22 protein-coding genes and 1 tRNA gene are annotated in these 22,257 nt (G+C 34.7%); 19 read left to right on the top strand and 4 right to left on the bottom strand.

Annotation, left to right across the window (positions count from 1 at the left end):
- Positions 1–12 precede the first annotated feature (12 nt).
- On the bottom strand, positions 13–876 hold the full coding sequence (locus JJQ93_RS01765; protein ID WP_274892553.1) for a phosphatase PAP2 family protein: 864 nt from the start codon (positions 874–876) through the stop codon (positions 13–15).
- Between the two features lie 165 nt (positions 877–1,041).
- On the opposite strand from JJQ93_RS01765, the gene JJQ93_RS01770 reads away from it, so the two are divergent.
- The 6 genes from JJQ93_RS01770 to larC2 all read left to right on the top strand — a co-directional run bounded on the left by JJQ93_RS01770 (position 1,042) and on the right by larC2 (position 4,915).
- Positions 1,042–1,512 (top strand): hypothetical protein, encoded by a 471-nt coding sequence (locus JJQ93_RS01770; protein WP_085112981.1) that lies wholly within the window; start codon positions 1,042–1,044, stop codon positions 1,510–1,512.
- A gap of 82 nt (positions 1,513–1,594) precedes the next feature.
- Positions 1,595–2,110, top strand: coding sequence for a CDP-alcohol phosphatidyltransferase family protein (locus tag JJQ93_RS01775; RefSeq protein ID WP_085112980.1), 516 nt, complete (start codon positions 1,595–1,597; stop codon positions 2,108–2,110).
- Between the two features lie 68 nt (positions 2,111–2,178).
- Positions 2,179–3,006 (top strand): ATP-dependent sacrificial sulfur transferase LarE, encoded by an 828-nt coding sequence (larE, locus tag JJQ93_RS01780; protein WP_274892556.1) that lies wholly within the window; start codon positions 2,179–2,181, stop codon positions 3,004–3,006.
- On the top strand, positions 2,993–3,772 hold the full coding sequence (gene larB, locus JJQ93_RS01785; RefSeq protein WP_503009904.1) for a nickel pincer cofactor biosynthesis protein LarB: 780 nt from the start codon (positions 2,993–2,995) through the stop codon (positions 3,770–3,772). Before larE ends, larB begins: the two co-directional genes overlap by 14 nt.
- Entirely contained in the window at positions 3,753–4,484 is a 732-nt protein-coding gene (gene larC, locus JJQ93_RS01790; protein ID WP_274892557.1) for a nickel pincer cofactor biosynthesis protein LarC, read from the top strand. Before larB ends, larC begins: the two co-directional genes overlap by 20 nt.
- A 35-nt stretch (positions 4,485–4,519) precedes the next feature.
- On the top strand, positions 4,520–4,915 hold the full coding sequence (gene larC2 / locus JJQ93_RS01795) for a nickel pincer cofactor biosynthesis protein LarC2 (protein ID WP_274892558.1): 396 nt from the start codon (positions 4,520–4,522) through the stop codon (positions 4,913–4,915).
- 19 nt (positions 4,916–4,934) lie between these two features.
- On the opposite strand, the gene JJQ93_RS01800 is transcribed toward larC2, so the two are convergent.
- The gene (locus JJQ93_RS01800; RefSeq protein WP_274892559.1) at positions 4,935–5,480 is read right to left on the bottom strand and encodes a biotin transporter BioY; all 546 of its coding nucleotides are present in this window, start codon (positions 5,478–5,480) and stop codon (positions 4,935–4,937) included.
- Positions 5,481–5,865: 385 nt separating this feature from the next.
- Between JJQ93_RS01800 and JJQ93_RS01805 the strand changes: the two genes are divergently transcribed.
- From JJQ93_RS01805 to JJQ93_RS01830, 6 genes are all read left to right on the top strand, one after another.
- Positions 5,866–8,502, top strand: coding sequence for a valine--tRNA ligase (locus JJQ93_RS01805; protein ID WP_274892560.1), 2,637 nt, complete (start codon positions 5,866–5,868; stop codon positions 8,500–8,502).
- 28 nt (positions 8,503–8,530) lie between these two features.
- On the top strand, positions 8,531–9,067 hold the full coding sequence (locus tag JJQ93_RS01810) for a GNAT family N-acetyltransferase (protein ID WP_085112974.1): 537 nt from the start codon (positions 8,531–8,533) through the stop codon (positions 9,065–9,067).
- Between the two features lie 57 nt (positions 9,068–9,124).
- Positions 9,125–10,402: a bifunctional folylpolyglutamate synthase/dihydrofolate synthase gene (locus tag JJQ93_RS01815; protein WP_274892561.1), complete on the top strand. Its 1,278-nt coding sequence runs from the start codon at positions 9,125–9,127 to the stop codon at positions 10,400–10,402.
- A gap of 50 nt (positions 10,403–10,452) precedes the next feature.
- Positions 10,453–10,686 carry a hypothetical protein gene (locus tag JJQ93_RS01820; RefSeq protein ID WP_013788445.1) on the top strand — a complete coding sequence of 78 codons (234 nt, stop codon included), beginning with the start codon at positions 10,453–10,455 and terminating at the stop codon, positions 10,684–10,686.
- 71 nt (positions 10,687–10,757) lie between these two features.
- A tRNA-Pro gene (locus JJQ93_RS01825) sits at positions 10,758–10,832 on the top strand.
- Between the two features lie 63 nt (positions 10,833–10,895).
- Positions 10,896–11,807, top strand: a complete 912-nt coding sequence (locus tag JJQ93_RS01830; protein WP_274892562.1) for a YncE family protein — start codon at positions 10,896–10,898, stop codon at positions 11,805–11,807.
- Here JJQ93_RS01830 and JJQ93_RS01835 read toward each other — a convergent pair.
- Together JJQ93_RS01835 and JJQ93_RS01840 are read right to left on the bottom strand one after the other, a co-directional pair.
- Positions 11,791–12,309 carry a DUF4364 family protein gene (locus JJQ93_RS01835; RefSeq protein WP_274892563.1) on the bottom strand — a complete coding sequence of 173 codons (519 nt, stop codon included), beginning with the start codon at positions 12,307–12,309 and terminating at the stop codon, positions 11,791–11,793. The two genes, JJQ93_RS01830 and JJQ93_RS01835, sit on opposite strands and share 17 nt — an antisense overlap.
- Before the next feature lie 94 nt (positions 12,310–12,403).
- Positions 12,404–12,700, bottom strand: a complete 297-nt coding sequence (locus tag JJQ93_RS01840; RefSeq protein WP_085112970.1) for an alpha/beta-type small acid-soluble spore protein — start codon at positions 12,698–12,700, stop codon at positions 12,404–12,406.
- 123 nt (positions 12,701–12,823) lie between these two features.
- Between JJQ93_RS01840 and JJQ93_RS01845 the strand changes: the two genes are divergently transcribed.
- The 7 genes from JJQ93_RS01845 (at position 12,824) to JJQ93_RS01875 (ending at position 22,158) form a co-directional block, all read left to right on the top strand.
- Entirely contained in the window at positions 12,824–13,501 is a 678-nt protein-coding gene (locus JJQ93_RS01845) for a 4Fe-4S double cluster binding domain-containing protein (RefSeq protein ID WP_274892564.1), read from the top strand.
- 72 nt (positions 13,502–13,573) lie between these two features.
- Positions 13,574–15,391, top strand: coding sequence for a WD40/YVTN/BNR-like repeat-containing protein (locus tag JJQ93_RS01850; protein ID WP_274892565.1), 1,818 nt, complete (start codon positions 13,574–13,576; stop codon positions 15,389–15,391).
- A gap of 151 nt (positions 15,392–15,542) precedes the next feature.
- Positions 15,543–16,553 (top strand): LacI family DNA-binding transcriptional regulator, encoded by a 1,011-nt coding sequence (locus JJQ93_RS01855; protein WP_085112967.1) that lies wholly within the window; start codon positions 15,543–15,545, stop codon positions 16,551–16,553.
- Positions 16,554–16,610: 57 nt separating this feature from the next.
- Entirely contained in the window at positions 16,611–18,935 is a 2,325-nt protein-coding gene (locus tag JJQ93_RS01860; protein ID WP_274892566.1) for a kojibiose phosphorylase, read from the top strand.
- Positions 18,936–19,077: 142 nt separating this feature from the next.
- On the top strand, positions 19,078–20,349 hold the full coding sequence (locus JJQ93_RS01865) for an ABC transporter substrate-binding protein (protein ID WP_274892567.1): 1,272 nt from the start codon (positions 19,078–19,080) through the stop codon (positions 20,347–20,349).
- A gap of 85 nt (positions 20,350–20,434) precedes the next feature.
- The gene (locus JJQ93_RS01870; protein WP_274892568.1) at positions 20,435–21,334 is read left to right on the top strand and encodes a carbohydrate ABC transporter permease; all 900 of its coding nucleotides are present in this window, start codon (positions 20,435–20,437) and stop codon (positions 21,332–21,334) included.
- 14 nt (positions 21,335–21,348) lie between these two features.
- Positions 21,349–22,158, top strand: coding sequence for a carbohydrate ABC transporter permease (locus tag JJQ93_RS01875; protein WP_085112963.1), 810 nt, complete (start codon positions 21,349–21,351; stop codon positions 22,156–22,158).
- The last annotated feature ends 99 nt before the right edge of the window (positions 22,159–22,257 follow it).

Genomic DNA, 22,257 nt, shown 5'->3' on the forward strand with positions numbered 1-22,257 from the left:
GAAATCCAAGTATTATAAGGTTTTTTTGTTAAGCTTGAGTTTATTGAATAGAAGTGGTGCTCCAATTGAAATCCATAACCCTCCAATGAAATATCTAAATGCATTGAAAATTTCTGTATAAGGCAGCAAATATTTTAAAGTGCTTAATATCACAGCAAAAATTGACAAACCAATTATCAACTTTGCTATTTGACCTTTAACCGTATTATTTACGGTGAATTTAAAGTAATGTTGGTCAATAAAATATCCTATCATTGTACCAGATGATAATGCCATGTATTCGAAGTTTTCATTGTATGGAAACAAAATTATCAATCCTAAAGGCACAATTAATGAAAGAATTATCTTATATATAAGCTTTATATCATACTTGCCTTCGATTATTATACTGTCTACAAGTTCCGCGACTATTATCACTAACAAAGCGATTAAAATTCCACCAACTATATCGACAGGCCAGTGAACGCCAAGGTACAACCGCGATATGGAGACTAATATTATTGCAGCTACGCCTAAAATTTTTGTGATTTTCTTATTGTATTTAAACATCATTGTGCCCCAAAACGTAGTTGTACCTTGTGCATGGCCACTGGGAAATGAATATCCGCCAGCGTATTGTGTGAAAATCGATCTGATACCAGGGTATCCAATTGGCCTTTGAACCATTGTTACGTTTTTTATTACTGTATTGACGTATATAGATGACAAAAGCACTAACCCTAATTTAAGCCCGAATCTTTTATCAATGCACCAATAAAATAAAGGCAGTGCTAAAAAATAAAATAATGAGCTTCCCATCATTGTTATACATATAAAAAAATAATCTAAAATTGGATTTGATATAAGCTGAATATCCTTTATTATGGCTGCTTGCATTTTATCACCTCGATATATATATTCTACAAGTTTGTAAATCTTCCTTCAACATCAAGTGAGTAGTTTATAAAATTTTTTAAAATCATCTTTGTCGAAAATTATTTTCTTTTAGAAAGAAGGATTTTTAAAATTTATAAAGAATAATAATATATAGGTGGTGTTAAAGTGAAAGCTGAAAAGATATTTTTGAGAGATGTGGAAAAGAGGGACAAAAAGTCATTTTCTATATGGCTTAAAGATGTTGATGTAGTGAAATTTTTGATAGACATGTTTAAGGTGTCAAGAAAAAGTGAAAATGTATTGAATATTCCCTTCGGGAAAAACAGAAAAATATTTATACTGCAAACAAATGAAGGAGAAAATATAGGTTTTTGTGGACTTTACAATATCAACTGGCAGCTTAAAAGATGCAGCATGTATGTTTACATCGACGATTGTGAAAATGTAAGCGATGATGTTATTAGCGATGCTATGAATTCTATAGTAAAAAGCATAGCTCTTTTGAAGAAATTCAGGATATTAGAAGTTCACGCTAAAGCTGATATCTTGAAAAAATATATAGAAAAAATGAACGATGGTAAAAAGTGCGATAATGAGTTTGTTTTTGAAATAGGATTAAACGGTAAAATTGTGTGAAGGCCTTGAAGGCCTTTATTTACTTTTTGTCAAATAAATAATATAATACAATACAAGCGATATTTATTTAAGAGGTGCTTTTATGAACATACCGAATACATTGACGTTGATTAGATTTGTACTTATACCTGTTTTTGTTTACAGTTTTTTTTACATATACAATGGAAATATTTATGCCGCAGCAGTATTCTTGATATCTGGACTTACTGATGTGCTTGATGGGTATATTGCTCGCCATTACAACCAGATAACGAAAGTAGGTATATTGATGGATCCATTGGCGGATAAGTTGATGATTATAACTGTTCTGTTTAGCCTTTGGATCAAGGGAATAATACCATTCTTCATTATTTTGATTGTAATTATAAAAGAAGTGACAATGATAATAGGTGCATTTATTTTGTATAAAAGAAAAGATATTACAATACCTGCTAATAGATTTGGAAAAACTGCAACACTTCTTTTTTATGTAGCTATAATTTTTTCAATATTTGATTGGCCTTATGGTCTTACACTTATGATAATAGCCTTGCTATTGGCACTTGTAGCCTTTTTTATTTATTCAATAGAATTTAGGCTTTACAATAAAAAGCAATGAGACAAATCTAATTCGAAAGTTTTGTTTTTCGAGTTTTTTGTGTTATATTTTTTTGAGGGGGTATGGCTATGAAACTGGAAGAAAAATACGAAAATTTAAAGAAGTACATAGAGAAACTTGGAAGTGCTGTCGTAGCTTTTTCAGGGGGAGTTGATAGCACTTTTCTTGCAAAAGTCTGTTATGATGTGCTTAAGGATAGATGTGTAGCTATTACTGCTACATCTTCTACATATCCGCAAAGAGAATTTAAAGAAGCGCAGGAATTGGCAAAAGAAATTGGTATAAGGCATAGAGTCATAAGGTCTGAGGAGCTGGAGATAGAGGGATTTTCAAAAAATCCTATAGACAGGTGCTATTATTGTAAAAGTGAACTATTTTCAAAGTTAAAGAATGTGGCAGAAGAAGAAGGTATTGAGCATGTTTTGGATGGTACAAATTATGATGACACAGGAGATTTCAGGCCAGGAAGACGAGCTGCAAGGGAATTAGGCGTGAAAAGCCCTTTATTAGAGTGTGGATTTACAAAAAACGATATAAGAGAGATGTCTAAAATTTTAGGGCTTCCAACATGGAACAAACCTGCTTATGCATGCCTTTCATCTCGTTTTCCTTATGGAGAAGAAATAACAGATGAAAAATTGTCAATGGTGGATAAAGCAGAAGAATATCTTTTAAAATTAGGCTTTGTTGGTTTTAGAGTAAGACATCATGGGGATATTGCCAGAATAGAGCTTGATCCAAGACAGATTGACATAATGCTGGATGAGTCTGTGAGAAAAAATGTAGTTTCAAAATTGAAAGAGATAGGCTTTAAATATGTAGCACTGGATCTTGAAGGATATAGAACTGGAAGCATGAATGAAGCTGTGGCGGAGCTGATAAATGATGTACGATAATTACATAAAAGATGTACTTGAGAAATATGATAATGGTTTGATTAAGCTGGAAGATGCCGTTGAGGCATTAAAAAAACTTCCTTACGAGGATTTGGGTTTTGCAAAGATAGATTACAATAGAGAAGTAAGGCGTGGATACCCTGAAGTTATATACTGTGAAGGAAAAACTCCTGAACAAGTGAGAGAAATAGCAGTAAGAATGTATGAAAAAGGCAGCAATGTATTAGGTACAAGAGCATCTTTAGATCATTTTGAGGCAGTAAGACAAGTATGTGATAAAGCTGTTTATTACGATGTAGCAAGGATAATATCAATTAGAACAGATGAGGTAAAAAAGACAAAGGGTGTAATAGGAGTTGTTGCAGCAGGCACATCAGATCTTCCTGTGGCGGAAGAAGCGGCTGTAACTGCTGAACTTATGGGTAATTCCGTAAAACGTATATATGATGTAGGTGTGGCTGGAATACACAGATTGATAAGCAAAATTGATGAACTAAGGAGCTTTAGAGTCATAATATGTATTGCAGGTATGGAAGGTGCTTTGCCTACAGTTGTAGGCGGACTTGTTGCATGTCCAATCATTGCAGTGCCGACAAGTGTTGGATATGGCGCTAATTTTCACGGGCTTTCGGCGCTTCTCGCTATGCTTAACTCATGTTCCAGTGGTGTCAGCGTAGTCAACATTGACAATGGGTTTGGCGCAGCGTATTCTGCAAGTCTAATAAATAAGATAGGAGAGTGCTATTATGAAGCTTTTGTACTTTGATTGTTTTGCGGGAATTTCAGGCGATATGACAATTTCCTCTCTTTTAGGACATGGCATAGATGTAGATAAATTTAAAGAGGAGCTTAATAAGCTTTCATTAAGCGGATACAGCTTAAAAATTGGAACAACTACGAAGAATGGGATAACTGCAAATACCTTTAAAGTCGACTTTGATGAAGGACATCACCATCACAGGACTATGAAGGACATTGAGGACATAATAAATGGCAGTTTGCTAAATGATGATGTAAAAGGGATGAGCCTTAAAATATTTCGCAATTTAGCAGATGCTGAGGGAAAAATCCATGGCTTGCCGCCTCATGAAGTTCACTTTCATGAAGTAGGAGCAGTAGATTCCATCATTGATATAGTTGGGACATCTGTGCTTGTAGACATGATAAGACCTGATAAAATCATCTTTTCGAAGCTGCCTTTAGGGTCTGGGTTTGTGAAAAGCCAGCATGGCTTAATACCTGTTCCGGCACCAGCTACGGCAGAATTGTTAAAAGGCATACCTGTCTACGACAACGGAGTATGTGGTGAGCTTGTGACGCCTACAGGTGCGGCAATAGCTAAAACATTGGCTCATGAGTTTGGAGCGATACCGGAATGTGAATTTGAATCTATAGGATACGGCGCAGGACATAAAGATTTTGAAGTGCCAAACGTATTAAGGACGATTGTAGGTACTGTAGAACTAAAAAAAAAGTAGAAAACATTTATATCCTTGAGACAAATATCGATGACATGAGTCCGGAGTATTATCAGTACATATTTGATAGACTTCTAAAAAACGGAGCGTTGGATGTCTATATTACTCCAATATTTATGAAAAAACAAAGACCTGCTAATATGCTTTCTGTGCTTTGCAAGGAAGAAAATTTAGAGAACTTAAGAAAAGTAATTTTCGAAGAAACATCTACATTTGGCTTAAGGCAGTATAAAGTTGATAGATATGCTCTTGATAGAGATTTTAAAGTCGTTAGGACTCCATTTGGAGATGTAAGAGTCAAAATGGGTTATCTGAATGGCAAATTTTTAAAATCTCATATCGAGTCAGATGATGTAAAAAAAATAGCTGAAAAAACAGGACTTTCTGTGCAGGATGTTCTAAAGATTTTGCGTCAATATGATGGCACATAAAAACTGAAAGTGCTACCTTTCAGTTTTTATGTGTTTTTTTTAATATTGGCATCAATTTTAACGCCAAGTATGAAGATAGTAAAACTTTTATGAAATCACCTGGTATGTAAGGCAGTGCACCTAATAGAACTGCTTTTTTTAAATTTAATTGTGCTACAATGCTTAATTGCAGAACTCCCAAAAGATAGACTATCACTATGCCACCGATTATATTAGAAATAATCAGCTTTAAAAAGTTTATCTTTTCAGTTTTTAATATTGTAGATGTGACAAATGATGCGATTGGCATAGCCAATAAATATCCACCTGTCGGACCTAAGAGTATTCCTATACCACCGTGAAATCCTGCAAAAACAGGTATTCCTATTGCACCGAGTGCAAGATAGATAGCCATGCTTAAAAAAGCTGTTATTGGGTCCAAAAGGCTTCCAGACAACATTAATGCCAGTGTTTGACCTGTTATTGGCACAGGCGAAAAAGGAAGTGGTATGCTTATGAAGCTTAGTACTACAGTGATTGATGCAAACATAGATGATAATGTCAATTTTTTTAAATGGTAGTTCAAAAGATTCACCTCCAACGTAATTTATCTGTATTATACAAAATACGGCACTTATTTGTCAACTAAATATTTTGATATGGTTGACAAATAAGTGATATTGACAATTTGTAAGTTAATGTATATATTAATATTAATAAAATATTTTGCTATGATAGTGAGGAGTAAGTGTACCAGATAAAAGAGATGGATTCCCAAGGCTGAAAGGTTTCCTTATTGTTGAGTACATTGAAGGTAGCACTGGAGCAAGTAGGCTGAAACATAAGTAGGCTTAAACGGGTATGCCCGATACAGCTTAAGTTATAAAATAAGGTGGTACCGCGGAAAACCTTCGCCCTTTTGGGAAAGGTTTTTTTATTTTATCAAAACATAAAATCGAAAGGAGATAAAGATGGAAATTTCTAAGACGTACAATCCTAAAGAATTTGAGGATAGAATATACAAAGAATGGATGGAAAAAGGTTATTTTACGCCAAAGATTGATTTAAACAAGAAGCCATTTACTATTGTAATACCACCTCCAAATATCACAGGGCAATTGCACATGGGTCACGCTTTAGACAATACGATGCAGGACATAATAATCAGGTGGAAAAGAATGCAGGGCTTTGTCACTTTATGGATACCAGGCTCAGACCATGCCAGCATCGCTACAGAAGTTAAAGTTCTCGACCAAATCAGAGAAGAAACAGGGCTTACCAAAAGAGATATAGGGAGAGAAATATTTTTAGAGAGAGCATGGCAATGGAAGGAAAAGTATGAAAACAGGATTTTAGATCAGCTTAAAAAATTAGGCTCTTCATGCGATTGGACGAGAAAGAGGTTTACAATGGATGAAGCGCTGTCGAAAGCCGTAAGAGAAGTCTTTGTTTCCCTTTACGAGAAAGGTCTTATTTATCGTGGCGACAGAATAATAAACTGGTGCCCCAGTTGCAAAACTGCATTGTCAGATGCGGAAGTAGAGCATGAAGATGAGTCAGGACATCTTTGGTACATAAAGTATCCTGTAAAAGGTGAAGAGGGATACATAACAATAGCTACTACAAGGCCTGAGACAATGTTAGGAGATGTGGCGGTAGCTGTCAATCCGAATGATGAAAGGTACAAACAGTTTATAGGCAAAGTTCTTATACTGCCAATTGTTGAGAGGGAAATTCCGGTCGTAGGGGATGATTACGTAGATCCTACATTTGGAACAGGAGCTGTAAAAGTTACTCCTGCGCATGATCCAAATGATTTTGAAATAGGAATGAGACATGGCCTTGATTTCATAAATATAATGAATGAAGACGCATCGATAAATGAAAATGGTGGAGAATACTCTGGACTGGATAGATATGAGGCGCGAAAGAAGATAGTCGAAAAGCTAAAAGATATGGGACTTTTGGTAAAGATAGAAGATCTAAATCATAGTGTAGGCCATTGTTATAGATGCCACACAACGGTTGAGCCATTTTTATCGAAGCAGTGGTTTGTCAAGATGGAACCACTTGCAAAGCCAGCACTTGAAGCTGTAAGGACAGGGAAAATAGAATTCATACCTGAAAGATTTGAAAAGATATATTTTAATTGGTTGGAAAACATCAAGGATTGGTGCATATCAAGGCAGCTGTGGTGGGGTCATAGGATACCTGCATGGTATTGCGATGATTGTGGGCATGTGAATGTTTCTAAAAACGATCCTGTATGTTGCGAAAAATGCGGTAGCAAAAACATACATCAAGATGAAGACGTGCTTGATACATGGTTTAGTTCAGCATTATGGCCTTTCTCAACTATGGGTTGGCCTGATGATACTGAAGACTTAAAATACTTCTTCCCAACCGATGTGCTGGTGACTGGATATGACATAATATTCTTCTGGGTGGCCAGGATGATTTTCATGAGCTTAGAATTCATGAAAGAGGTGCCTTTCAGACGAGTTTTGATACACGGCCTTGTAAGGGATTCGCAAGGAAGGAAAATGAGCAAATCTTTAGGTAATGGCATTGATCCTCTGGAAATAATAGACAAGTACGGTGCTGATACGTTGAGATTTACGCTTATAACTGGCAATGCTCCAGGAAACGATATGAGATTTAGCGATGATAAAGTGGAAGCCAGTAGAAATTTTGCCAACAAGCTTTGGAATGCATCAAGGTATGTGATGCTTAACCTTACAAGTGACGATACGACGCTTTACTTGGAAAATCTCAACATTGCTGACAAATGGATTTTAACAAGGCTGAATGATGTAATAAAAGAAGTAACAGAAAACTTGGAGAAGTACGAATTAGGGATAGCCGCCGGAAAATTGTACGATTTTCTCTGGAGTGAGTTCTGCGATTGGTATATAGAGCTTAGCAAACCTGTCCTTTATGGCGATGATTTGGAAGCAAAGAAGATAACGAAGTCTGTATTAAGATATGTGCTTGATAATACATTGAGATTGTTGCATCCTTTTATGCCGTTTATAACAGAAGAGATATTTAAAAATATACCACATGAAGGCGATACGATTATGCTTAGCAAATGGCCTGAATACAGAGAAGATTTGATCTTTGAAAAAGAGGCAAAAGATGTTATATTAATAATGGACGCAATAAAGACAATAAGAAATCTAAGGGCAGAGGCTTCTGTAACACCGTCAAAAAAGGCGAGGGTTATAATCAATACAGACAAAGAGGATGTTATAAAAATATTTAAAGATGGAGAGAATTATATTACTAAACTTGCTGGTGCCAGCGAAGTGATGTATATTAAAGATAAAGATATGTTGCCTCAAAAAGCCATGTCAGGGTCAATTGAAGGCGCATTAGTCGTAATGCCTCTTGAAGATTTAATCGATATAAAAGACGAGATAGAAAGGCTTAGATCTGAAAGAGAGAGAGTTTTAAGCGAGATAAAGAGAGCTGAAGGTATGCTTAAAAATGAAAAGTTTATAGGTAAGGCACCAAAGCATGTTGTAGACGCTGAAAGAGAAAAGTACGAAAAATACAGTGAAATGCTTAAAAATCTTGATGAGCGTATTGAGTATTTGATGAAATGATTTTGATGCCTCTAAAGGAGGTAATATGGTGTTTACACTATTCAAAAGGATAGAAAAAAGTCCGACTTTAACAATACGAGAAGCAAATATCAAAGATGCCAAAGGAATAGTGAAACTAATCGAGAGTGTTGGAAAAGAGAAGATATACATGGTCTCAGAAGAGCCGGGATGGACGGAAGAAGAGGAAAGACAGATGATAAAGCGGCTTGATCGTGGGAAAGACTTGATTTTGGTTGCTGATTATGGTGGACAAATAGTTGGTTGCCTTACGCTTTTTAGATATTATGGCGGCAGATCTTCTAAAGTTCAACACGTAGGTGAGATTGGCATAAGCGTAGATGCTAAATACAGGAATATAGGCATTGGTTCGAAGCTATTTGAATACGCTATTGATTGGGCCAAAAAGAGAAGTTATTCAAAGCTGTGTTTAAGTGTATTTAGCTCTAATGCCAATGCCATCCATCTATATCAGAAATACGGCTTTGAAGAAGAAGGACGCAGAAAGAAACAATTTAAAATCGGGAATGAATACGTAGATGAAATAATGATGGGATTATTTTTATAAAACATCCCCAGACAATTGATGTCTTGTCTGGGGTTTTGAATTTCGGAGGATGATAATGTGAAATACAGTGATGCAATAGAATACATTCACAACACTAATAAATTTGGCATAAAATTAGGGCTTGATAACATAAGGCGTCTTCTTGAATATATGGGAAATCCTCAAAAAAATCTTAAATTTATTCATGTAGCAGGTACAAATGGAAAGGGTTCTATATGTGCCTTTATAAATAGCATCTTAATCAATGCTGGATATAAAGTAGGACTTTACACCTCTCCATATTTGGAAGAATTTGAAGAAAGAATGAGGATAAACAATGAAAATATTCCAAAGGATAAATTGACAGATTACGTTGAATATGTAAAAGATGTTGTTGACAGGCTGTTGGCTGACGGGTATCATCATCCGACAGAATTTGAATTGATTACTGCAATTGCATTTAAGTATTTTCGCGATGAAAATGTCGATTTTGTGGTGCTGGAAGTAGGATTAGGTGGACGCTTTGATGCGACTAATGTCATTGACAATTCTTTGGTTTCTGTGATTTCGACAATAGATTATGACCATATGGACAAATTAGGAGATACTTTAGAAAAGATAGCCTATGAGAAAGCTGGAATAATAAAAGAAAATGGGATTGTAGTAAGCTTTTACCAAAAAAATGAAGCATTGCAAGTGATTGAAAGAGTGGCAAACCTTAAAAAAGCGTCTTTGGATATTTTAGATATCGATGATGTCGAAATAATAGAGTCCAACAGCGAATATCAGATTTTTAATTACAGAGATTATAAAAATCTTAAGATATGTATAATTGGCAAACACCAGATTTACAATGCTTCATTGGCTTTAATGGCTGTAGAAAAACTTAGATCTCAAGGTATAACTATAAGTGAAGATGCTATAAGAGTAGGGCTTGCTGATACAAGATGGCCTGGCAGAATCGAAGTATTAAGCAGATGCCCATTTATCGTGATAGACGGTGCCCACAATCCTCAAGGAATGTCGGTATTAAAAGAAGCTTTAAATCTGTTTTCTTATGAAAGATTGGTGCTTGTCATTGGCATGTTGAAGGACAAAGACACAGACAAAATGCTTAAGTTAATAGTGCCTCTGGCAGATATTGTGATAACGACAAAACCTGTAAGCGACAGAGCTTATACGGCAGAAGAATTAGCTGAAAAAATCAAAGACGTGAATCCATTATATTTTGAAAGCATAGATGATGCTATTAATGAAGCATTGAAAAAAGCCGGTGAAAAAGATTTGATACTTTTTTGCGGTTCACTTTATATGATAGGGCATGTCAGAACATATTTAAAAAAGGTAATAAAATAATAAAGACTATAATATAATATAAAAAACTACAGTCTCTAGAAGGTGGTTGTATGGAATATAATAGTGCAGATCTTTTACAGGAGATAGACAATGCACTAAAGAGGCTTAAAGAAAGCGAATTATACCTTGAAAGGGTGGAAAAAGACAACTACCTTAAAACAAAGCTTGCACAATTAAAATATGATTTTGCAAGGGAAGAATACTTAAGGCTTTTGAGAATTGCCAGAGACGAACATATAAAGTACGATATAAAGGACTTATATAAAAAGATCATAGATATTTGATAAGATGAGAATTCGAATTCTTAAATTGTACTTGATATAATAATTTGTTTATGATAAAATTGTAGATGCGTCGGGGCATGGCGCAGAGGTAGCGCGCGCGGTTCGGGACCGTGAGGTCGCAGGTTCAAATCCTGTTGCCCCGACCATTTTTGTGACATTAATGCCTTCTGTGCATATTATAAATTAGCATATGCATGGGGGGATGAACATTGAAAATATTCGTTGCCAACAAAGGTGATGACACCATAAGCTATATAAGCGACAATCACACAAAGTCATTTCTTAAATTGATTAATGATGATTTTATTTATAAGAGTGATAAATTCCACATACCGCAAAAAGGACCCCATAGATTGCTTATTGATAGCAGAAGAAAAGAACTTTATTCTCTAAATGTGTTTGATGATTCGATGAGTATTATTGGCATTGATGACTTTCGATTGCATGATACTGTATATATTGGACCTTCTCCCAACGATGGTATGATTTTAAATAATCGTATATATGTTTTAAATGGTGATGCAGATTGCCTGAGCGTATTTGACATAATGGTAGGTAAGATAGTAGAGCAGGTTAATGTGGGATTTCAGCCACAATCTATAGTATATAGCGAAAAGCATAATAAAATTTTTGTATCAAATACAAATTCTGATTCAATTTCATTGATAGATCCAATTGATCTACATGTAGAAAAAACATTGTCTGTTAAGTCAAAGCCATTTGGAATGTGCTTATCAGACGATGAAAAATTTTTATTCGTGGCAAACTCATATTTAGAGACGGGACTTGATGGTTCAATATCCGTATATGACATAATTAATGATACATTTGCCGATGATATTAAATGTGGGAAATTACCAATATCTGTTGCATTTTTCAAAAAGTATATACTTGTTGTAAATTCATGCTCTAATACCTTGATGAAAATTGATTTGCATACAAAAAAACGTACAGAACTTTTTTGTGGTTATATGCCGGTTTATGTAAGGGTATTTAAGAATCATGCATTAATAACAATTTCTGGTGAAAATAAGTTGATTTTAGTAGATATAGAAAATCTCAAAATTGAAAGAAAGATAGAAGTTGGAAAAGAGCCCGATGGTCTCATTTTTGAGGCGTAAGGGCTTTTACAATATAATTATATACGTCATTTGATTTTTGCTTCCAGTTATCACAAACGATCTTTGCTTGTTGTGCATTGACTAAATTTAGATTTATCTCTATAAGGACAATGTCGTTTTCTACAACTTGTAAATTTGCGATGTATTCTCTGTCAGACTTCTTATAATATGTGGCTACATACTGTGATTCTTGTCTGAATTTTTCCTTATTTATAACTATGTATTCATCTATTTTTTTTCTAGTTTCTTCCTGAATGTGCTTAAAGAATAACTTTAATGCATTTAAACCAAACTCAGTTAATACGTATTTATTTTCCCTAAGATCTACAAAATTGCTTTCTTCTAATTCGTTTAGGTATTGCTGAAGATAGAAATAATTCATAAGGTTGTTATCAGAAATTATTCTGTTTATCTGTTCACCTGTAATAGGCATATCTATTCTATTTAAAATGTACAAAATTATCAATTTGTTTTCTGCTAATTCTTGAATCTCATAACTCAACTTTCACACCTCTCACAACATGTTGTATGCTATTTATATTCTACCACAAAATATATATTAAAAAAAGAGAGTATTTTAAATACTCTCCAAAGCATCATTTGTTCATGTATTCTGCTTCACTGCCTGCTGCACCATTTCCAATTTTTGTCGTCTTTTCGCCGCTTATGCTAACACCATTTGACATGGCGGATTCAGCGTAGTGTACCATTCTTTTTAGCATATGTCCTCCGACAGCACCGCAATCGCGAGATGTAAGTGTGCCCCAATAATCTTCAGATCCTTGTTTTACGGGCAAACCTAATTCTTTTGCTACTTCGTATTTTAAATTATCCAGTGCTTGATGTGCTTCAGGCACTACTTTTGGTTTATCATTCCAACTTCCTCTTGCCATGTTTTTACCTCCTCAAAATTATTCCCATATCTAATTTTGCGTAAAAATATATGATTTATTCTTTTTTTACTTAACAACAATATGTTAAAATTATTTTGGAATAAAACTAAAAAGGTGATGTGAATGGACAAACAAATGATTATTTTAGAAAAAATTAAAGAATGGGGTGCATCGGATGTTGGATTCTCTTATCTTGGTGATGTGCTTCCTGAAAGTTTGCAAGATTTAAAATATGGTATAACTGTTTTAATAAAATTGTCGGATAGGATAATTAATGAAATTGATGATAAACCAACTTATACGTATTTTCATCACTACCGTTCTGTGAATACATTGATAGACCAAATCACATTAAAAACTGTGCTTTTGCTGGAGGAATGGGGCTACAATGCATTGGCTGTGCCTGCATCTCAGTCCATAAAAGAACTTGGAGAGTACAGAGGGTTATTTCAGCATAAAACTGCTGCAACAATGGCTGGATTGGGATGGATCGGGAAAAATGGACTTTTGGTCACTGAAAAATATGGGCCAAGAGTAAGGTTAGGCACGGTATTGACTGATTTTAATTTAAATCCAGGTATTCCTGTTACTGAAAGCAGATGCGGTGATTGCAATTTGTGCGTAACAAGTTGTCCAGCAATGGCACTGCACGGCAGATTGTGGAAAGTTGGAATGGATAGAAAGGAAATTGTTGATGCACATGCATGCAGTGAGTACATGAACAAAAATTTTAAACACATAGGACGAGGGTCTGTTTGCGGAATATGTATTAGGGTATGCCCGTACGGCATTAAAATTTAATAATTTTTTTATAAAATCCTTTTAAATGTCTGCTAAAATTTATTTAGAAAGATAAAAAGGGGAGTCACGACTATGTGGCGATTATCGTATAGATTTGCAGTGCTATTTGTAATATTAATATTTTTCTTGACTGGTTGTGGCATAAACAAAAATCAGGAAAATGGCATTAACGATACTACGTATAAAATCAATAGAAATGTTGAATTTAGCTATAATCTAAACAATGCGCCCAAATTTGGTCTTCAGGCGATTTACTTTATAAATGGAAAAGATGGATGGGCTGGTGGACAAGGAATTATTTTGTCTACAAATGATGGAGGTAAAAACTGGACAGTTGAACATACGGGCTCTTTTAATATAATAGGATTTGATTTTGCCAATTCTATTTATGGTTGGGCCATATCATCTGACAGATCTATTTTGAAGACTACAGATGGTGGTAAGACGTGGATTGAATTGCCTAAAATGAATGTGAATATTGAAAACATAAAGTTTGTAACGGTGGATAGAGGCTATGGTACCCACGAAGGTAAACTTTATATTACTAACGACGGAGGACAGACGTGGGAAAGTATAAACACTAAAATAAAAATTGATTCCTATGATTTTGTCGATCAATACCATGGATTTGCATCGTACAATAATAGTATATATTATACAAGAGATGGTGGAATTTCGTGGAATTTTGTTTACAATCCATATTTGCAAGGACAATGGACCGTAGAGATCTATGCATTAGATGTAAACAATATATGGGCCGTTTATAGAGGAAAATGGACATCGGCAGAGGAACAGCCATATTTAGTCTTAAAAACTTCAGATGGTGGGAAAAATTGGACTGCTTTGGCTGAAGAAAAAAATTTTAGTAGTTTTTACGGTAGTCATAAAACCAATAATTTTTTAGGTTCATATTTAAGCTCGATAGATATTGTTGATAAAGAAACTGCTTTTGCCATTGGGCTAAATCCGAAAAATGACAGTGACAAGATTTTGATATCGAGAACTACCGATGGCGGAAATACGTGGAGCAGTTATCCTGTTCCGCAATTTGACTTAGAAAGCATAATTGAAGGGCCTATTCCAATGACGTTCGTAGATACTTACAATGGTTGGATTGCATCGACGAAAAATGGCAATGGGCTAATATTAAACACACTTGATGGGGGGCAAACGTGGCAGCAGCAGTATCCTATAAGAAAGGACAATAATCAAAAAAATATTGAATATGTAAATCCGATTATCATAGATGCTTTAAAGGACATTGAAAGCAATGCAATAATTAAGATTTATGCTCCTACGGTTGTGCCTTTGCCAGAGGATAAAAAAAATATGTATGTAACTGCTGTGCCTGAAATGGGGAAGTTTAACGATAGCTACAATGTTGATTTGATTATATCTGATAAAACATATGATTTAAAAAATACTAAGATAGATTCGGCCAATATTGATGCTAACGATATTTTGGGCGATTTTGGAGGTTTTCTTTTCGCCTCAGATATTGATGCGGAAAATTATGTAAATGCGATTCGGCAGAATAATGGTTTTATAGTCGATAAACAGAGTCAAAAGCTTGATTATAAAGATTTTATATGGGGAGAGGTTTATCAAGGGAAAGGTAAGTACAGCGTACAATGGAGAGAGGGCAGATGGACTGTTGAAGTTAATTCACCTGACAAGCCTCAGATCGATTTGGCAAAGCAGATGGTAAAATATTTACAAAATTACAATTTACCTGTTCCGCTAAACAAAGGCTTGATTGTTGTAAATGTATCTAAAAATAAAACTACAACTAACATTTACTGGACAAAAGAATCAAGTGTATACTATATAAATTACAATTTCAAACCTGTTGACGCATTGCAGATGGCAGTATCGATGAGAGAGAATTGAAAAAACAAATATTTCAATTGTCGAAAGGTAAATAATTGCTTTTGACAATTGGAATTGTATTAAAAAATTTAAGTCACGTTCACTTGACATATAAAAAGAAATGGTATACAATAAAATTAAACCAAAACGTTTTGGAAAAGGTGGATATGTAATGGCAGTTACTATAAAAGATATTGCAAAATACGCAGGTGTTTCTGTAACTACGGTTTCCAGAGCTTTAAACGGATATCCGGATGTAAGTGAAGAAACAAGAGAAAAAATCAAGAAAATAGCTGAGGAGTTAAACTACTCTCCTAATTCTATTGCAAGAGGATTAGTGACCAATAAGACTCACACAGTAGGTCTGGTTGTTTCAGAACTTATTAAACCAGGTGCGTACCATCCGTTTTTTCTGGAGATATTGGCAGGTATAAAGGCGGGTTTAAGAAAAGATAAATACGACCTTATATTGTATACGGTTGATCCGGCTTCACAAGATGTGACGCCTTATGAAAAATTATGCAATGACAGGAAAGTTGATGGCGCTATTGTGGAGGGTTTAAAATTAAGCGATCCGTATATAGAGGAGATAAAAAACACAGATATTCCAACTGTGTTGATAGATATTCCTATATTAAATGATAAAGTAGGCTATGTCAGTTCAGATAATGTGCAAGCTGCTTTTGAGGCAACAAGCTATTTAGTAAAATTGGGGCATAAGAATATCGGTTTTATAAACGGGCATAATGATGCTGCAGTGAGTTTTGAAAGGTTGGAAGGATATAAAAAAGCGCTTTACAAAAACAATATTCCTTATAAAGACGAATATGTTGTTTTTGATGATTTTACTCAAGATGGAGGATATAATTGTTTCAGAAAGATGATTTTTGAAAATCCAGAAATCACTGCAGTTTTTCACGCTTCAGATTTGATGGCTATAGGTTCATTAAAGGCTGCACAAGATCTTGGCATGCGTGTTCCTGACGATATATCTATAGTTGGTTTTGACGACATTGAATTATCATCACTGATAACTCCAGGTTTGACAACAATAAGGCAGGAAAATTATAAAATAGGTTATATGGCGGCCAGACATCTTGTGTCGATAATAAAAGGTGAAAAACCAAAACATATCGTAGTACCCCATAGGCTTGTTATTCGGCAATCTGCAAAAAAAATATAATTTTTTTAGGAAGTCACCAAAACGTTTCGGATACATTATTTGGCAGGAGGTATACGTGTGACTAGATACACATTTATTGACGATATAAATAAGTTGTTAAGCGATGATAAATGGCTTATTTCGCAGGACCGATATGACAAAAAATTAAATCAAAGGTATGAAACAAATTTTACTCTTGCAAATGGATATATGGGAGTAAGAGGAAGTTTTGAAGAAGGCGCTGATGATGAGTGCCCAGGTAACTTTATTGCTGGAATTTTTGATAAGTCAGAAGCTCAAGTAAGGGAATTGGTCAATGTACAAAATTGGGTTGGCATAAAGATATATGTTAATGGAAAAAATTTAAATCCTGATAAATGTGAAATCTTAGATTTTATCAGAATTTTAGATATGAAACATGGAATCCTGTTTAGAGGCATTACATTAAAAGATGATTCTGGAATGATTACCCATATAGAAGGGTACAGATTTTTAAGCAAACATAACGTTCATCGTGCTGCTATAAAGCTATTTATAACACCTGTGAATTATAGTGGTACCATTGCTGTAGAAAGCATAATTGATGGATCTGTGTTAAATTCAAAAGAAAATCCAGCACATAAAACAAAACATTTACGTGTTGTTGAAAATACTGACTTTGTCAATGGTGGTTGTTATCTTGAAACAGCCACAAGAGATGATGATGCAAGAATTGGAACAGGCTTCTATGTAAAAATTTATCGCAGCGATGATGGAGATAATATTGTAAAGCATAAAAGATTTGCTCCGTTAGGTGAAATATCTTCAGAATACTATGAGTTTGATGTGGCTGAAAATAAAACTGTCGAAGTAGACAAATTTGTTTCAATTTACACATCAAGGGATATAGCAAAGGAAAAGATTAAAAGCAAAGTTGAGAAAGATGTTTACAATTTTGCTTCAGAGGGTATAGATAATGAACTTCTAAAGCACATTGAAATATACGAAAAGCTTTGGAATGTTGCGGACATTAAGATAGATGGTGATAATGAGGCAGATAAGGCTTTGAGGTTCAATGTATTTCATCTGATGAGCTCTGTTAACGAAAGTGACCATAGGGTAAGCATTGCAGCAAAAGCTCTCCACGGGGAAGGATACAAAGGCCATGTTTTTTGGGATACAGAAATATTTATGCTTCCATTTTTTATATACGTGTATCCAAAAGCAGCTAAAACACTTCTTATGTATAGATACAATCTTTTGGATGCGGCAAGACAAAATGCCATACGAAATGGATATAAAGGGGCTCAATATCCATGGGAATCTGCTGACACAGGAAATGAAGAGACACCACAATGGGGTGTTGATTATAAAGGCAATCCTGTAAGGATATGGACTGGAGATATAGAATACCACATAACTGCCGATATTGCTTTCGCTGTTTTTGAGTACTACAGAGCCACAGATGATATAGATTTTATGCTTGAATACGGGATAGAAATGATATTAGAAACTGCCAGGTTTTGGGTATCAAGATGCGAGTACAATGATTCGTTAGATAGGTATGAAATAAATGATGTGATTGGCCCTGATGAGTTTCACGAGCATGTAAATAATAATTCATATACTAATTATCTTGCGAGGTGGAATATTCAAAAAGCAATTGAATTCGTTGAAATTTTGAAAAAGGACTATCCATCAACATATGAAATGTTGTCATCTAAGATTTGTTTAACAGAAGATGAACTGAAAAACTGGAAAGGTATTATTTCTAAAATTTATATACCGTTTGATAGAGAAAAAAAGATCTTAGAGCAGTTTGAAGGCTATTTCAAGAGAAAAGATTACGTAATAGATAAGTTTGATGAGAATAATATGCCGATATGGCCTGATGACGTAGATGTCACAAAATTAAATGACACGCAACTTGTAAAACAGGCTGATGTAGTGATGCTTATGCTCTTATTAGGTGAAGAATTTGACTATGAGACGAAAAGGATAAACTATGAATACTATCAAAAGAGGACGATGCATAAATCTTCGTTAGGTCCAAGTATGTATTCTATCATGGGTTTAAAAGTTGGTGATTATAAGAACGCGTATTATTCATTTATAAGGAGTGCTAATGTGGACCTTGTAGATAATCAAGGCAACACAAAAGAGGGTCTCCATGCCGCTTCTGCCGGAGGCACATGGCAGGTTGCTGTATTTGGATTTGGCGGTTTGAACATTGATAAAGAGGGCGTTTTGAATATCAATCCATGGTTGCCAGAAAAATGGAATAAATTATCATATCAAGTCTATTGGAAAGGCAATCTGCTTCAAATCAATATTTATAAAGATAATGTAGATGTAAAACTTCTTGAAGGCAACGGAAGAAAGGTAAAAGTAAAAATAAAAGGAAAAGATATTGAAGTTAATTAGATGTGCAATAGGCATAAGCAGAAATTGCTGCTTTGCCTATAAAGATAAATAACTGTGAATAAGGGGGGATTCAGGATTACTTTAAATTGGTGAATATTTAGTTTGCTTAAAATCATAATTTATCAAGAGAGGAGAAAATAAAATGGGTAAAAAATTTATAAGCATTTTTGTCGTTACAATACTTTTGATAGCCGCATTGCTTTCCGGATGCTCGACAAAGCAAAACACTGCTTCCAATAGCAGCAATAATGAAACTAGCTCTGTTCAAAAACAAGACACTGCAAAACCTGTAACTTTAAAACTTGGCATGTGGTCTTCTTCACCTGCTGAAACAAAAATTGTAAATGATCAGTTAGCTGCGTTTAAGCAAAAATATCCTAATATTAATGTGCAAATTGAAACAATAGTAGGCGATTACATGCAAAAATTGCAAACAGAAATTGCTGCGAATGTAGCTCCGGACATTTTCTATCTTGATAGCATGCCGGCGCCGCAGCTTATGTCGTCAGGTGTTTTAGAACCATTAGATGATTATATCAAAAAGTACAACGTAGATGTAAATGATTTCGAACCATCGTTGCTTTCAGCATTTCAGTGGGAAGGAAAAACATATGGTCTTCCAAAGGATTATAACACATTAGCGCTTTTCTATAATAAAGACATGTTTAATGCTGCAGGTATAAGTGAACCTCCAAAGACATGGGATGAATTAAAAGCAGATGCTCAAAAATTGACCAAGAATGGGGTAAAAGGCTTGGTTTTGTCGTCAGATCTTGCAAGGTTCGAAGCTTTTATGCTTCAAAATGGTGGCTCAGTATATAAAGATGGAAAGGTAACTTTAAATCTTCCAGAAAATGCTCAAGCACTTGACTTTTACACAGGGCTTATTACTAAAGATAAAGTGGCGGATACACCACAGAATTTAGGTGGAGGGTGGAATGGCGATGTATTTGCTGCTAAAAAAGCTGCAATGGCCATTGAAGGAGGATGGATGATACCATTTTTAAAGGATAAAGATCCAAACCTCAATTACGGAATAGCTGAGCTTCCTGGAGGCAAACAAAAGGCAACATTAGCTTTTACTGTTGCTTATGTAATGAATAAAAACAGCAAAAATAAAGATGATGCATTTAAATTATTGGAGTTTTTAACTGGAAAAGAAGGGCAACAATTTGTGGTTGATTCAGGTCTTGCCCTTCCATCAAGGAAGTCTATGGAAGAAGGATTTAGAGCAAAATATCCAGATAGAGTGGCATTTATCGATGGCGCAGCTTATTCATACCCATGGCAGTTTGGACTTCTTGGTACAAAAGTATCTGATGCAGCAAATAAAGCTTCAGATTCGCTTATAATGAAGCAGGCAAATAATGCTCAAGAAGCACTTGATAATGCACAGAAGCAGCTTGGACAATGATGCTATGCAGCACCTTAATGGTGCTGCATAAAGATTTTGATGTTTGATTTTTTGCAATTAATGGATTGAAAGGAAGAGTCTCAGTATGAAAGCTCATTCAATTTCAAAGAAAAGATATATAAACGAAGCTATTTCGGGATATGCCTTTATGATGCCTTTTGTTATTTCTATTTCTGTATTTATTATTGGACCATTAATTTATGCATTTATAATAAGCTTTAAAAATTTTTCATACTTAAATCCTTTATCAAGCCACTGGATAGGGTTTAAAAATTATATAGGATTGTTAAATGATCAAACATTTAAAAGGGCTTTGCTTAATACAACGATATATTCATTGTTTGTGGTACCTACGCAATTATTTATAGCATTAATCCTTGCATTAGTCGTTGATTCAGACATTAAAGGAAAAACCTTTTTTAGAGTTGCGTATTATATACCTACTGTGACATCGACAGTTGCTGTGTCAGTTATTTTTTTGTATTTATTTAAAGCAGATGGATTGGTCAATATAATCTTGTCAAAAATCGGTATACATGGTCAAGCATGGTTTAACAATGTCAATTTTGCTTTGCCGTCAATCATGATGATGGCTATTTGGTCATCAGTTGGAAACTATATGGTAATATTCTTGGCAGGGCTTCAAGACATTCCTGCAGAATTGTATGAGGCGGCAGAAGTAGATGGCGCAAATAAATTTCAAAGATTTGTAAATATAACTCTTCCATTGTTGAGACACGTTGTATTCTTTAACCTTGTAGTCTCATTGATAGGCACTTTTCAAATTTTTGATCAGGCGTACGTTGTGTCAGGAGGAAGTGGAGGACCTCTTGATGCGACGATGACGGTGGTTCTTGACATATATAAAACAGGGTTTAAAGATTTTAACATGGGTTACGCATCAGCTATGGCTTTTGTACTATTTCTAATTATTTTGCTTTTAACACTATTGCAAAGAATATTATTTAAAGAAGAAATGTATTAGGAGGTAAATATATTATGTCTAAAGCATTCAGATTTATTCTCTATTTGATAGCCATAGTCTATGCTGCAATCACATTAGGGCCTTTCATTTGGTCTATAATAACTTCGCTTAAACCTACAAGCGAAATAGATAGTTTAAGCGTTAATTTGAGGAATTTAACGTTTGGTAACTATAACATGATTATAAGTCAGTTTCCATTTCTGAAGTGGTTCTTTAATAGTTTGATTGTTGCTATCGCAGTTACATTTGGAAATTTATTGTTTAATTCAATGGCTGGATACGCTCTTGCCAGAATTAATTTTGCAGGACGTAATTTCCTATTCATTATTGTGTTGGCGCTTATGATGGTGCCTGGACAGGTTGTAATGGTGCCAACGTATATTTTATTAAGCAAATTAGGATGGGTGAATACTTATTGGGGGCTTACTATACCGTTTTTAACCAGCAGTTTTGGAATATTTTTAATGAGACAATTCTTTTTATCTATTCCGAAAGAGATGGAAGAAGCTGCAACGATAGATGGATTGTCTAGATTTAGGATTTTTCTGCAAATAGTTTTACCATTGTCGAAGCCTGCTCTTACAACACAGTTTATATTCATGTTTACAGGCAATTGGAATAGTTTTTTGTGGCCAAGTCTTTTGACGTCCAGCGATAATATGTACACACTGCCAGTTGGATTAAATTCATTCTACGGACAGTATTATCAATTTTGGAATCAAGTAATGGCAGGCGCTATACTTTTGACGTTGCCGATGATACTTATATTTCTCGTATTCCAAAAACAATTTGTCAAAGGGATTTCTACAACAGGTCTTAAATGATTTGTGTTGATGTATTAAAATGAATGTGATATAATTGTAAGCGGTTACTATTTTATATGCATTATGACTCTAAGTTAATTGCGAAGGGAATGTGTGGTC

The sequence above is a fragment of the Thermoanaerobacterium sp. R66 genome, assembly GCF_028895185.1.
GTDB lineage: Bacteria > Bacillota > Thermoanaerobacteria > Thermoanaerobacterales > Thermoanaerobacteraceae > Thermoanaerobacterium.